The sequence below is a fragment of the Nocardioides sp. genome (genome assembly GCF_034670285.1).
Taxonomy (GTDB): Bacteria; Actinomycetota; Actinomycetes; order Propionibacteriales; family Nocardioidaceae; genus Nocardioides.
This window is the reverse complement of the sequence record NZ_JAXMNS010000059.1, coordinates 1-12,149: the sequence shown is the minus strand read 5'-3', so window position 1 is coordinate 12,149 and position 12,149 is coordinate 1. Positions and strand designations below refer to the sequence as shown.

Annotated in this window: 12 protein-coding genes and 1 pseudogene; 7 read left to right on the top strand and 6 right to left on the bottom strand. The window is 71.8% G+C overall.

Features of this window, described 5'->3' with window-relative positions; genetic code table 11:
- From VOI19_RS04730 to VOI19_RS04715, 4 genes and pseudogenes are all read left to right on the top strand, one after another.
- Positions 1–843 (top strand): annotated as a pseudogene (locus VOI19_RS04730) (hypothetical protein); the annotation flags it as partial.
- A gap of 10 nt (positions 844–853) precedes the next feature.
- Complete coding sequence (locus tag VOI19_RS04725; RefSeq protein WP_323791801.1) at positions 854–1,966, top strand: energy-coupling factor transporter transmembrane component T; 1,113 nt, start codon at positions 854–856, stop codon at positions 1,964–1,966.
- Positions 1,963–3,546 carry an ABC transporter ATP-binding protein gene (locus tag VOI19_RS04720; RefSeq protein ID WP_323791800.1) on the top strand — a complete coding sequence of 528 codons (1,584 nt, stop codon included), beginning with the start codon at positions 1,963–1,965 and terminating at the stop codon, positions 3,544–3,546. The genes VOI19_RS04725 and VOI19_RS04720 overlap by 4 nt, the downstream gene beginning before the upstream one ends.
- Positions 3,543–4,352 carry an ECF transporter S component gene (locus VOI19_RS04715; RefSeq protein ID WP_323791799.1) on the top strand — a complete coding sequence of 270 codons (810 nt, stop codon included), beginning with the start codon at positions 3,543–3,545 and terminating at the stop codon, positions 4,350–4,352. Before VOI19_RS04720 ends, VOI19_RS04715 begins: the two co-directional genes overlap by 4 nt.
- Here VOI19_RS04715 and VOI19_RS04710 read toward each other — a convergent pair.
- From VOI19_RS04710 to VOI19_RS04690, 5 genes are all read right to left on the bottom strand, one after another.
- Positions 4,339–4,788, bottom strand: coding sequence for a hypothetical protein (locus VOI19_RS04710; RefSeq protein WP_323791798.1), 450 nt, complete (start codon positions 4,786–4,788; stop codon positions 4,339–4,341). The genes VOI19_RS04715 and VOI19_RS04710 overlap by 14 nt on opposite strands.
- A gap of 107 nt (positions 4,789–4,895) precedes the next feature.
- Complete coding sequence (locus VOI19_RS04705) at positions 4,896–6,083, bottom strand: PQQ-dependent sugar dehydrogenase (RefSeq protein WP_323791797.1); 1,188 nt, start codon at positions 6,081–6,083, stop codon at positions 4,896–4,898.
- A 4-nt stretch (positions 6,084–6,087) separates the two neighbouring features.
- On the bottom strand, positions 6,088–7,002 hold the full coding sequence (locus tag VOI19_RS04700; RefSeq protein WP_323791796.1) for an alpha/beta hydrolase: 915 nt from the start codon (positions 7,000–7,002) through the stop codon (positions 6,088–6,090).
- A 67-nt stretch (positions 7,003–7,069) separates the two neighbouring features.
- Positions 7,070–7,318 carry a hypothetical protein gene (locus tag VOI19_RS04695; RefSeq protein WP_323791795.1) on the bottom strand — a complete coding sequence of 83 codons (249 nt, stop codon included), beginning with the start codon at positions 7,316–7,318 and terminating at the stop codon, positions 7,070–7,072.
- 84 nt (positions 7,319–7,402) lie between these two features.
- Entirely contained in the window at positions 7,403–8,263 is an 861-nt protein-coding gene (locus tag VOI19_RS04690; protein ID WP_323791794.1) for an EamA family transporter, read from the bottom strand.
- A 78-nt stretch (positions 8,264–8,341) separates the two neighbouring features.
- Between VOI19_RS04690 and VOI19_RS04685 the strand changes: the two genes are divergently transcribed.
- From VOI19_RS04685 to VOI19_RS04675, 3 genes are read left to right on the top strand one after another with little or no spacing between them, the layout of a single operon-like run.
- Positions 8,342–8,797, top strand: a complete 456-nt coding sequence (locus VOI19_RS04685; RefSeq protein WP_323791793.1) for an SRPBCC family protein — start codon at positions 8,342–8,344, stop codon at positions 8,795–8,797.
- Between the two features lie 44 nt (positions 8,798–8,841).
- Entirely contained in the window at positions 8,842–10,560 is a 1,719-nt protein-coding gene (gene ilvD / locus VOI19_RS04680) for a dihydroxy-acid dehydratase (RefSeq protein WP_323791792.1), read from the top strand.
- Between the two features lie 7 nt (positions 10,561–10,567).
- Complete coding sequence (locus VOI19_RS04675; RefSeq protein WP_323791791.1) at positions 10,568–11,626, top strand: hypothetical protein; 1,059 nt, start codon at positions 10,568–10,570, stop codon at positions 11,624–11,626.
- 274 nt (positions 11,627–11,900) lie between these two features.
- On the opposite strand, the gene VOI19_RS04670 is transcribed toward VOI19_RS04675, so the two are convergent.
- On the bottom strand, positions 11,901–12,149 hold a 249-nt coding region (locus VOI19_RS04670; protein WP_416366322.1), incomplete at its 5' end, for a hypothetical protein.

Sequence of the window (12,149 nt, the reverse complement as noted above, 5' to 3'; positions counted from 1 at the left end):
TCCGACTGCATCGGGGACGGCGCCGGTCAGACGGCGGCCGATCTCTTCACCGCAGCGGGTCTCCCGCTCACCGACGCCCAGCGTCAGCCGGGCTTCGTGTGCCGGGTCGCCGGCAAGCCGAGCCCGGAGCGCGACGCGTGCGTCAACGCCTCCCCGAGCAGCGCCTACTGGGGCCTGTGGTGGTCGGACGGCGACGCCGGCAGCACCTGGACCTACTCGAGCCAGGGTGCCCGCTCGCTCACGCTGCCGGCCGGCAGCCTGGTCGGGTTCTCGTGGGACGAGACGTCCGGCGACGCCCGGCCGAGTGCCGCAGCGACCAGGCCCGGGGCTTCGACCCCGGCCTCGACCCCGGCGCCGACGCCGACGCCGAGCACACCGTCGTCCTCGGCCCCGTCCGGTGGGACGTCCGGTGGCTCCGGTGGCTCCGGTGGCTCGGGGAAGGGCAACGGTGGGTCCGGCTCGACGGGGAGCGGTTCGACGAGCTCGTCGACCTCGAACGAGTCGAGCGCCACGGAGTCCTCCGACGAGGAGAAGGCGTCCGCCGCTGGGTCACCCGGTGCGGACCCTGCAGCCACGGGCAAGAAGGGCAAGAAGGGCAAGGTCGGGAAGGCTCAGGAAGCTGAGGCCGAGGAGGCGGAGGCCAGCGCCACCCCCGCGCCGATCGAGGGGTCGGCGACTGCCGAGGCCGAGCCTGTGCTGGCCGCGGACACCGACTCCGACAGTGCGGCTGACGCCGACCAGGACGCCCTGGCCGGCTGGGTGGGTCCGACGCTGATCGTGGTGCTCTTCGGGGGCGCCGCGGTGGCCTGGTGGATCCGTCGCCGAGGAGTCCTCGCGCCGTGAGGTCGTCGTCGTGAACGCGCTGCCGCGCGACCTGCATCCCCTGGCCTGGTGGCTGTGGGCGATCGGGCTCGCCGCGGTGGCGTCGCTCACGACGAACCCGCTGGTGCTGCTGATGGTCATCGGGGTGGCCGCGGCGGTCGTCTCGGCCCGGCGCAGCGACCATGCGTGGGCACGCTCGTTCCGTTTCTACGTGTGGCTCGGGGTCGCCGCGGTCTTCCTACGCGTGCTGTTCCGCGTGATCCTCGGCGGGGGCTACCCGGGCACGGTCGTGCTCGACCTGCCGCAGATTCCCCTGCCCGACTTCGTGCTGGGCATCAACTTGCTCGGCCCGCTCACCCGGGAGTCGCTGCTCGCCGGGCTGTACGACGGCCTCCGGCTCGCCGCGATCATCATCTGCGTCGGCGCCGCCAACTCGCTGGCCAACCCGAAGCGTCTGCTGCGCTCGCTCCCGCCGGCGCTCTACGAGCTCGGCACCGCCCTCGTGGTGGCGGTGACCGTGCTCCCACAGTTCACCCAGAGCATCAAGCGCGTGCGTGCCGCGCAGACGCTGCGCGCCGGGGAGACCCGCCGTGTCCGGCGGCTGCGCCGCTACCTCGTGCCCGTCCTCGAGGACACCCTCGAGCGCTCGCTGGCGCTCGCCGCCGGCATGGACACCCGCGGCTACGGCCGCTCCGGCACGGCCACCCCGGCCGAACGCCGTACGACCGGCGCGTTGATGCTCGGCGGTCTGTGCGGCGTGGTCGTCGGCATCTACGCCCTGCTCGACCAGACCGCACCCCGGCTGCTGGCCGGCCCGATGCTGGCGGTCGGCCTGGCCGTGGCGCTGGGCGGCCTGGTCGTGTCGGGTCGTCGCGTCGAGCGCACCCGCTACCGTCCCGACCGCTGGCGCTCCGCCGAGGTCGCGGTCGTCGGGCTCGGGCTCGGCGCGGCCGTGCTGGGCTGGTGGGTCAACCGGACCCAGGTGGCCATCGCCTACCCCGACCTCTCGTCGGCACCCCAGCTGAGCCTCGAGGCGCTCGTGGCAGCACTGCTCGGCCTCGCTGTGGTCGCGGTGACCCCGCCTCCGGCTCACGCTCTTCCGCAACGAGCAGCCCCGGCCGCAGCCGTCAGGAGCGCGTCATGATCGACCTGCGCGACATCTGCTTCACCTACGACGACGAGGGGTCGCAGCCCGTGCTCGACCACGTCGACCTCGAGATCGAGGAGGGCGAGCTCGTCCTCGTCTCGGGGCCCACCGGCGTCGGCAAGTCGACCCTGCTCGGCGTCGTGACCGGGCTGGTGCCGCGCTTCAGCGGCGGACTCCTGACCGGCGACGTGCTCCTGGACGGCGTCAGCATCATCGACTCGCCGCCCCGTGAGCGCGCCCACGTGATCGGGTACGTCGGGCAGGACCCGGCCGCCGGGTTCGTCACCGACACCGCCGAGGACGAGCTGGCCTACGGGATGGAGCAGCTGGGCCTGGCGCCCGAGACGATGCGCCGCCGGGTCGAGGAGACCCTCGACCTGCTGGGTATCGCCGACCTGCGCCACCGCGACCTGCACACCCTCTCCGGCGGCGAGCAGCAGCGTGTGGCCATCGGCTCGGTGCTCACCATGCACCCCCGGCTGCTGGTCCTCGACGAGCCGACCTCGGCCCTGGACCCCACCGCCGCCGAGGAGGTGCTCGCGACCCTCACCCGCCTGGTGCACGACCTGGGGGTCTCGGTGCTCCTGGCCGAGCACCGGCTCGAGCGGGTGGTGCCCTTCGCCGACCGGAAGGCGCTGTTCACCGGTGCCGGGAGGGTCCGGGTCGGCGCACCCGCCGACCTGCTGGTCGACTCACCCGTCGCGCCGCCGATCGTCGAGCTCGGTCGCGCTGCCGGCTGGACGCCGCTCCCGCTCACCGTGCGCGAGGCCCGTCGTGCTGCCCGGTCGCTCGACCTGGTGCCGCCGTCCACGCCGGCTCCCCACCACCCGGACCCGCTGCTGGCCAGCCGCCGGCTGTCGGTGGCCCACGGTGCCCACGTCGCGCTGCGCGAGGTCGACGTCAGCCTCGACGCCGGCCGCGTCACGGCGCTGATGGGTCGCAACGGGTCGGGCAAGTCGACCCTGCTGTGGACGCTCCAGGGCACCCGCAAGCGCCGCGGCGGCACCGTCGACGTCGCCGGGCAGGACCCCTCGTCCCTGAGTGCGGCCGGACGCCGGGGCGTCGTGGGGCTGCTGCCCCAGACGTCGGGCGACCTGCTCTACCTCGAGACCGTGGCCGAGGAGTGCGAGGCCGGAGGCCCCGACACCAGGGCCCTGCTCGACCGGCTCGTGCCCGGCATCGACGACGCCACCCACCCGCGCGACCTGTCCGAGGGCCAGCGGCTCGCGCTGGCGCTCGCCCTCGTGCTCGCCGCACGACCCCAGGTGCTCCTCCTCGACGAGCCCACCCGCGGCCTCGACTACAGCGCCAAGGCGGCCCTCGCCGCCATCCTGCGCGACCTCGCCGGCGAGGGTCGAGCGGTCCTGGTGGCCACGCACGACGTCGAGTTCGTCGCCACCGCGGCCGACGACGTCGTCGTGCTCGCCGACGGCGAGGTCGTCTCCGCCGGTCCGGTACGCCGGGTGGTCGCCGAGTCGCCCGCCTTCGCGCCGCAGGTCACCAAGATCCTCGGACCGCAGTGGCTGCGCGTCGACGAGGTGGTCGCCGCCCTGGCCGTAGCGGGGGAGCCGGCATGAGCACGCTGCTGGACCCGCGTGCCGTGCCCCTCGCGCTGCGCTCGCGCCTGGTGCTCGGCGTCGCCTCGGTCGCCGGGCTGATGATGCTCTGCTGGCCGCTGCTGGTGCAGGTGCCGGCCGACGGCAGCGGCCGCACCGACCCGCCGTTCCTCTTCCTGCTGCTCCTGCCGTTGGTCATCGCGGTCGTCGTCGCCGAGATCAGCGAGGGCGGCATGGACTCGCGCGTCCTGGCGATCCTCGGCGTCCTCAGCGCGATCAACGCCCTGATGCGTCTGCTCTCGGCCGGCACCGCCGGCGTCGAGCTGGTCTTCTTCCTGCTGATCCTCGCCGGCCGGGTCTTCGGCGCCGGGTTCGGCTTCGTGCTGGGGGTGACGTCGCTGTTCGCCTCCGCGCTGCTCACCGCCGGGGTGGGCCCGTGGCTGCCCTTCCAGATGATGGCCGCCGCCTGGGTGGGGATGGGCGCCGGACTGCTGCCGCGACGGGTGTCGGGGCGTTGGGAGATCGCGATGCTGGCCGCGTACGGCGTGGTGGCGGCGTACGCCTTCGGCCTGCTGATGAATCTCTCCGGCTGGCCCTTCCTGCTGGGCATCGCGGTGCCGGGACACGAGGGCAACCTGTCGTACGTCGCCGGGGCACCGCTGCTCGACAACCTGCAGACGTTCCTCGTCTACAGCCTGATCACCTCGACGGGCAGCTTCGACACCGGGCGCGCGATCACCACCGCCCTCGCGCTGGTGCTGCTGGGGCCGAGCGTGCTGACGACGCTTCGGCGTGCGTCACGGCGGGCCGTCGTCAGCCCGAGCTGAGCCTGAACTCGCCGGTCTCGGGAAGCGGCGGGTAGACCGCGCTGCGCTTGCGGTTGCTCTCGACCGACGTCGCGACCTGACGGGCGAACGCGGTCGACCCGGCAAGGCGTGCTCGCAGGACGACGTCGTCGGTGCGGAAGGCGATCGTCTTGTGGCCGCGACCCGCACCGCTCTCGATCGCGATGATGTCGGCGAGGGCGAGGGTCAGAGCGGGCACACCCGACGACCCGCTGGCCGGCACGAAGGTCAGGTGCAGCGAGGTCAGCGTGAGACGACCCGAGCCCCAGAGCGCGGGCTCGTCGCGGCGCGATCGACGCCGTGCCTGTGCGGCCGTCCGTGCCACCGTCTGACCGACCGACGGGTCGACCTGATCGGCGGACTTCACCTGGTCGACCTGCACCTGCGCAGCCTTCGACGCCATGACTCCGTACGACATCTTCTACCCCCCAGCATGAAGAAAGGCCTTCGAAAGCCCTGCTTGCAGCTGTCCAATCGACCCGAGTACCTCCAGGCTACCTGCCGATCGGGCGCCTCGGGGGGAAGTCAGGGTCGGAGCTGGAGGATCCGGTCGTCGGAGTCCGCCGGGTCGCCGCGACCGTCCCGGTTGCTGGTGGTGACCCACAGGGTGCCGTCGGGAGCGGTCGCGATCGTGCGCAGACGTCCGTAGTCGCCGACGAAGAACGACTTCTGGTCGACGGCCTTGCCGCCCTTGAGCCGCACCCGCCAGACGCGCTCCCCGCGCAGGGCCGCCATCCACAGGTTGCCGTTGGCAAAGGCCAGGCCCGAGGGCGAGGCCTCGGCGACGTCCCAGGTCTGTTGGGGGTCGGTCTGCCGCTTGGAGCCACCCGGGCCCTCGACACCGGGCCAGCCGTAGTCGGCGCCGCCGGTGATCTTGTTGAGCTCGTCGACGTCGTCCTGACCGAACTCGGAGGCCCACAGGTTGTCCCGGTCGTCGAAGGCGAGGCCCTGGACGTTGCGGTGCCCATAGCTCCACACGGGAGAGTCGAACGGGTTGCCTGGCGCAGGCTCGCCCTCGGTGGTGATCCGCAGGATCTTGCCGCCGAGCGACTTCTTGTTGGCTGCCAGGGCGGGGCGCCCGGCCTCTCCGGTGGAGGCGTAGAGATAGCCGTCCGGGCCGAAGGCGAGGCGGCCGCCGTCGTGGATGAAGCCGTTCGGGATGCCGTCCAGCACCACCTCGACCGGGGTCAGCCCGCCGCCGGAGAGCACGCTGCGCACGATCCGGTTGTCGGTGCTGCTGGTGAGGTAGAAATAGATCGTCTGGTCGACCTCGAAGCTCGGCGAGAGCGCCACCCCGAGCAGGCCGCCCTCGCCCTGCGGGTCGGCGGCCGAGAGGACGCCGAGCACGCTCACCTTGTGCTTCTTGCCGGACGAGATCCGCAGCACCCGCTGGGTGTCACGTTCGGTCACGATGGCGTCGCCGTCGGGGAAGAAGTCGAGTCCCCACGGCACGGCGAGGTCGGTGGCGATGGTGTCGACGACCCGCGGCGCACGCTTGCCCGACCCGCTGCCCTTCGTGGGCGCTGCGGACGGAGTGCCGGACTCGGTGGTGGGAGCCTGCGGGACGCCGGAGCCGACCGGCGTCGGAGGAGCGGTGCCGGTGAGGCTCACGATCGTCTCGTTGCCTCCCTGGTTGCAACCGGAGAGCAGCACAGCGAGGGCCAGGGCAGGGGCCAGGACCGCCGCGGCGGGTCGGAGCGGAGCGCCTCGCACCGGCTCAGCCGACCTGCTCGAGGAAGTCCAGCAGCAGCTGGTGCACGACCTCGGGCTGTTCCATCTGGATGAAGTGCGTGCCGCACAGCTCGACGTAGGTCGACTCCTCGAGGCGGGCCGCGGCGCTGGCCATGTCACGGGCTCCGGCGAGGACGTCGAAGGTGCCTGCGACGAACATCGCCGGCACCGAGATCGTGCTCAGCCGCACGCGCGCGTGCCTCGACGTGCTCAGCGCGAGGTGGAAGTACCAGTCGAGCGGAGTGGTGAGGAACTCCTTGATCGCCGCCTCGGCCAGGTCGGGGTCGCGCAGGGGGAGCATGAACCCCGAGTGCGACAGGAGCGCGACGGTCCTGGGTCCGATCGGCAGCCGGCGCGAGAACGGGCTGAGGGCCTTGCCAGCCACGCTCATCACGCGTGCCAGGTTGACGGTGAGGTTGCGAGCCACGAAGTGGGGGAGTCGCAGCGGCGCCAGCATCGTGGCGAAGGTGTCGCCCGGCACGCCGGCCACGGCGAACAGCCCGTCGACCCGCTCGGGGTGCCGAGCGGCCAGCTCGAACATCGTGTTGACCCCCATCGACCAGCCCATCAGCACGGCGGAGTCGATGCCGAAGTGGTCCATGACCGAGAGGCCGTCCTCGACGAAGTTCTCGATCTCCACGTGCGAGGGGTCGCTGGGGCGGTCCGAGCCGCCCACGCCACGGTGGTTCCACGACACGACGCGGACACCGCAGTCGGGGTCGAGCAGCGCCGGCCAGCAGTACGGGCTGGTGCCGAGGCCGTTGCACAGCACGACCGTAGGGCCGTCGATCACGCCACCCGGGTCGTTGGTCCACACCCGCAGGTGGGTCCCGTCGTCGGAGAGGACGTCGCGGAACTCGAGCAGGGACGTCGCGTCGGTGCTCGCTGCAGACAGGGCCATGGCGGAGATTGTGCCCGAGCCGGGCCCGCTGCGACGGTTACCGCCGTAAATCGGACGGCGGGTCGGATCAGCCGTGCGCGCGAGCCGTCGGGGCGGCAGCGGGCTCGGTCGACTCCACCGACGCGGCCTGCTGCGTGCCGCGGTTGTGGTGCTCCAGGAAGTCGGCGACCTCCTCGCGCTCGACACGGCGCTTCGTGCACGCGGTGGCGGCGACCATCGCGTTGCGTCGGGCCTGCTGCTGAACCGCGACCGGAAGGTCGCGCAGGCGCGTCAGGGCTCCTCGAAGAGGAGCGGCGAACGGGTGATTTCCGAGCATGGTCGTGACGCTAGACCTCAGGATCGTGTCCGTCATCACTTGTGGATGACAGTTGGGTGAACTCACAACTTCCTCACACGCTTCTCAGTCGGGCACGGGAGCGCTGATCGTGGCGCTCGAGCGCGTGGCGCCGATGCTGGCCACGATCACGCAGCCGACGGCGAGCCACTGGAGCGGGCTGAGCACCTCCTGGAGGATCAGGATGCCGACCAGGGCGGCAGCGGCGGGTTCGAGGCTCATCAGGATGCCGAAGGTGGCCGCGCGCAGGCTGCGCAGCGCCACCAGCTCGCAGCTGTAGGGCACGACGGAGCTCAGCAGTCCGACCGCCGCCCCGAGAAGCAGGATGTGCGGGTTGCTGAAGGTGTCGCCCAGGGCGCCGTCGGTGAGGACCAGCACGGGGGTGAGCAGCAGAGTGGCGATGATGCTGGCCACGGCCAGCCCGTCCAGGCCTTCCCACCGCCGTCCGGTCGATCCGCTGAGGAGGATGTAGGCCGCCCACATGGCACCGGCCACGAGCGCCCACACCACCCCGACGACGTCCAGGTCGGCGCGCTCGATGCCGAGCAGGCCGACGCCGATCGCGGCGAGCGCGACCCAGATCAGGTCCCGGGCACGACGCGAGCCGAGCACGGCCAGGGTCAGCGGACCGATGAACTCGATGGTCACCGCGATGCCGAGCGGGATCCGGGCGAACGACTGGTAGATCGCCAGGTTCATCAGTCCGAGGCTGGCGCCGAAGCCGAGCACCACGAGCCAGTCGTGCGACGTACGACGCCGAAGACGCGGGCGGGCGTAGGCGGCGAGGATCGCGGCGCTCGTGACCAGTCGCAGCCACACGATGACGGTGGGCGAGACCTCGTCGAACAGCGACTTCGCCACCCCGGCCCCGAGCTGGACCGATGCGATGCCGATGAGGACGAGCACGATCGGGGAGGGGCGCTGCACCGGGCGATCGTAGACGGGAACGGGCGTGGCCCTCGGCAGCACCTGCGTTCGACGGGGGTGCTGTGCCACGATGCCCCCATGGGCACCTTCCTCGTGAGCCGCAGCACCTCGGTCGACGCCGACCCCGCGCTCGTCCACGCATTCGTCAACAACTTCCACGAGTGGAAGGCCTGGTCGCCCTGGGAGGACGTCGACCCCGACATGGAGCGCATCTACAGCGGCGCCCCGAGCGGCGTGGGCGCCCACTACGCGTGGCTGGGAGACCGCAAGGCCGGCCAGGGCACGATGGAGATCGTCGCGTCGTCCCCCGAGCGCATCGAGGTGGCCCTCAGCTTCGTGAAGCCCTTCAAAGCCAGCAACGACGTGGTCTTCCGGATCGAGCCCGGCAACGGCGGAACCGAGGTCACGTGGGAGATGTCAGGTGAGCAGAAGGGCCTGATGGCGCTGGTCGGCAAGGTCTACTCGATGGACCGCCTGGTGGGGAAGGACTTCGAGCGAGGCCTCGCGAGGCTCAAGGTCGCAGCCGAGGCCTGAGAGCGGCTCCGACCTCGTCGGAGCAGAGCCCTATCCTGGGGCGCATGAGCGACACTCCCGGCCAGGTCGGCCAGCCGAGCGGACAGCCCGACATCAAGCCCCGTTCCCGCGACGTCACCGACGGCCTCGAGAGAGCCGCGGCGCGCGGCATGCTGCGCGCGGTCGGCATGGGCGACGACGACTTCGCCAAGCCGCAGATCGGTGTGGCGTCGAGCTGGAACGAGATCACTCCCTGCAACCTCTCCCTCGACCGCCTGGCCAAGGCCGTGAAGAACGGTGTGCACGCGGCCGGCGGCTATCCGCTGGAGTTCGGCACCATCTCGGTGTCCGACGGCATCTCCATGGGCCACGAGGGCATGCACTTCTCGCTGGTCTCCCGCGAGGTCATCGCCGACTCGGTCGAGACCGTGATGATGGCCGAGCGCCTCGACGGCTCGGTGCTGCTCGCCGGCTGCGACAAGTCGCTGCCGGGCATGATGATGGCCGCGGCCCGCCTCGACCTGGCGGCAGTCTTCCTCTACGCCGGCTCCACGATGCCGGGCTCGGTGGACGGCAAGGACGTCACGATCATCGACGCCTTCGAGGCCGTCGGTGCCTGCCTGGCCGGCAAGATCACCCGCGAGGAGGTCGACCGCATCGAGCGGGCGATCTGCCCCGGTGAGGGGGCCTGCGGTGGCATGTACACCGCCAACACCATGGCCGCAGTCGCCGAGGCGATCGGGATGAGCCTGCCCGGCTCGGCCGCTCCGCCGGCGGTCGACCGTCGCCGCGACGGCTTCGCCCACCGTTCGGGCGAGGCCGTTGTCGAGATGCTGCGCCAGGGCATCACCGCGCGCCAGATCATGACCAAGAAGGCCTTCGAGAACGCCATCACCGTCGTCATGGCGCTCGGCGGCTCCACCAACGCCGTGCTCCACCTGCTCGCCATGGCGCGCGAGGCCGAGGTCGACCTGACCCTCGACGACTTCAACCGGGTCGGCGACAAGGTCCCGCACCTCGCCGACCTCAAGCCGTTCGGTCGCTACGTCATGAACGACGTCGACAAGATCGGCGGCATCCCGGTGGTGATGAAGGCGCTGCTCGACGCCGGTCTCATGCACGGCGACTGCCTGACCGTCACCGGCAAGACGATGGCCGAGAACCTCGAGGCCCTCAACCCGCCGGCCCTCGACGACGACGTCATCCGCTCCCTCGAGCGTCCGATCCACGCCACCGGCGGGCTCACGATCCTCAAGGGCTCGCTGGCCCCCGAGGGCGCCGTGGTGAAGTCGGCCGGGTTCGACGAGTCGGTCTTCACCGGCACCGCCCGCGTCTTCGACGGCGAGCGCGCCGCCATGGACGCGCTGACCGAGGGCAAGATCGGCGCCGGCGACGTGGTCGTCATCCGCTACGAGGGCCCCAAGGGCGGCCCGGGCATGCGCGAGATGCTCGCGATCACCGGAGCCATCAAGGGCGCCGGACTGGGCAAGGACGTCCTGCTCCTCACCGACGGTCGCTTCTCCGGCGGCACGACCGGACTCTGCGTCGGCCACGTGGCCCCCGAGGCCGTCGACGGCGGACCCATCGCGTTCGTGCGCGACGGCGATGCCATCACCCTCGACGTCGTCAACCGCTCCCTCGAGGTCGACCCGGTCGGCACCGAGGAGGAGTGGGAGGCCCGCAAGGTGGGCTGGGAGCCGCGCCCGCCGAAGTACACCCGGGGCGTCCTGGGCAAGTACGCCCGAACCGTGGGTTCCGCTGCTCACGGTGCCGTGACCTTCTGAGTCGGGGATGACGACAGCGAGTGGTCGTCGTCCGGGGCTCCGGTGGGTGGTGGTGCTGGTCCTCGGGCTGGTCCTGGGGCTGGTCGCACTGCTGGCGCTGGCCGGTGCGACGGAGCTCTTCGACCAGGACTCTGCTGCCCCTGCCGGCGACGTCGGCTCGGCCGACCCCAGCGTGACGGGCCCTACGGTCAGCCCGTCGCCGACGGGCTCGCCGACCCCGAGCCCGTCCCCGTCCCCGTCCTCGACCCCTAGCCCGACCCCTAGCCCGGCCCCGGTGCCGGTCGAGACCCCGCAGCCGCGCGAGCGGGTGTTCGCGGGCAACCGCACGCTCGTGGCCTACTACGGCACGGCGAGCAGCGGAGCCCTCGGCGTCCTGGGGGAGGAGCGCCCCGATGCGATCATCGGGCGACTGACCCGGGCCGCGCGCGCGTTCGAGCGCCCCGGACGGCCGGTCCAGGTGGTCTTCGAGCTCATCGTCACGATCGCCGACGCGGTCCCGGGCCCTGACGGCGACTTCAACCACGACATCGCCCGGGCCGACGTGGAGCGCTACGTGCGCGCCGCGCACCGCCACGACGCGCTGCTGCTGCTCGACGTCCAGCCGGGGCGGGCGAGCTTCGTCGACGTCGCCAAGCGCTGGACCTGGGCGTTGCGCGACCCGCGCGTCGGGCTGGCCCTCGACCCCGAGTGGCGGATGACCCGCACCGAGGTGCCGGGCCGGGTCATCGGACGCGTCGACGCCGCCGAGGTCAACGAGGTGTCGCTGTGGCTGGCCAACCTCACCAGGCGCGAGCGGCTGCCGCAGAAGCTGTTCGTGCTCCACCAGTTCCGCACCAGCATGATCGAGCGGATCGGACGGGTCGCCGTACGCCAGCGCTTGGCGACGGTGCAGCACGTCGACGGCTTCGGCACCGGTGAGCAGAAGATCGCGACGATGCGGGCGGTGCTGCGCGCCGACAAGTTCCACTCCGGGTTCAAGCTCTTCTACGACGAGGACGTCGGGCTCATGTCGCCGGCACGGGTGCTGGCCATCCGCCCGCGGGTCCGTTTCATCAGCTATCAGTGACAGACGGCACCGAGAACGAGCGAGCGAGCAGCGCCGCGCGAGGCACGAGCGCGGCGCGTGGGCGAGCGAAGATCGAGCAAGCCGCACGCCTGAGCCTGCGAAGGCGTGCAGGGCGCGACGAGATCCGGTGAGGCAGACGTCGGCCGCAACCACCGACGGGATCGCCGAAGTCAGGCACGTCACCGGGTTTCGACACGCTCGGTCGCGGGTTCGTCCCTCACCCGCGCTCGCTGCTCAACCACCGACGATCACGCCCTCGCGGGCTCGGGCGTGATCAGAAGTAGTCGCGGATGTGCAGCGGTCGTCCGCCGAGCACCGCGTCGAGCAACCGGTCGCGGGTGTCCGGGCCGGTGAGGTGGCCGAGAAAGCGCAGGTTGGCGCACGACTGGGCGCCTGCGTAGGCGAGCGCGAGCCCCTGGGTGGTGAAGGTCGCGACGTCGCGGGTCGGCGTGGCGGCCACCCGCTCGCAGTGGGCCGGCTCCTCGCCGAGGACGAGGAGGTAGTGACCGTCGGCTCGGCCGAG

What these genes read in the sequence shown, in the direction of transcription:
- VOI19_RS04700 (WP_323791796.1), bottom strand. Translation starts at nt 7,002, where the DNA reads ATGGCCCTGTCTGCAGCGAGCACCGACGCGACGTCCCTGCTCGAGTTC.
- VOI19_RS04675 (WP_323791791.1), top strand. Translation starts at nt 10,568, where the DNA reads ATGACGACAGCGAGTGGTCGTCGTCCGGGGCTCCGGTGGGTGGTGGTG.
- VOI19_RS04695 (WP_323791795.1), bottom strand. Translation starts at nt 7,318, where the DNA reads ATGCTCGGAAATCACCCGTTCGCCGCTCCTCTTCGAGGAGCCCTGACG.
- VOI19_RS04720 (WP_323791800.1), top strand. Translation starts at nt 1,963, where the DNA reads ATGATCGACCTGCGCGACATCTGCTTCACCTACGACGACGAGGGGTCG.
- VOI19_RS04710 (WP_323791798.1), bottom strand. Translation starts at nt 4,788, where the DNA reads ATGTCGTACGGAGTCATGGCGTCGAAGGCTGCGCAGGTGCAGGTCGAC.
- ilvD (WP_323791792.1), top strand. Translation starts at nt 8,842, where the DNA reads ATGAGCGACACTCCCGGCCAGGTCGGCCAGCCGAGCGGACAGCCCGAC.
- VOI19_RS04715 (WP_323791799.1), top strand. Translation starts at nt 3,543, where the DNA reads ATGAGCACGCTGCTGGACCCGCGTGCCGTGCCCCTCGCGCTGCGCTCG.
- VOI19_RS04685 (WP_323791793.1), top strand. Translation starts at nt 8,342, where the DNA reads ATGGGCACCTTCCTCGTGAGCCGCAGCACCTCGGTCGACGCCGACCCC.